Annotated in this window: 1 protein-coding gene; it reads left to right on the top strand. The window is 43.9% G+C overall.

Features of this window, described 5'->3' with window-relative positions; all coding sequences use genetic code 11:
• The coding region (locus V7S79_RS12245) for an invasin domain 3-containing protein (protein WP_459490882.1) at positions 1 to 255 on the top strand (255 nt) is incomplete at both ends.

Genomic DNA, 255 nt, shown 5'->3' with positions numbered 1-255 from the left:
CGGCAACAGGAGATAATGTGAGCATTACCGATACAGCTAGAGTAGCCTTTGTGGCAGGAGCAGTTAGTGCAACTACCTCAACAGTTACTTCAGCACCATCCATCAATGTAACAGCAGATGGCACAACAACCTCAACAGTAACAGTTACACTAAAAGATGCGAATAGCAATCCAGTTTCTGGTAAGACAGTTGTATTAACAGATGATAGCACAACATCAACGATCTCAGCAGCAAGTGGTAGCTCAGATGCAAGTG

The sequence above is a fragment of the Aquirufa sp. ROCK-SH2 genome (genome assembly GCF_054558315.1).
The sequence above is the reverse complement of the archived record's forward strand: the minus strand, read 5'-3'. Positions and strand labels throughout refer to the sequence as shown.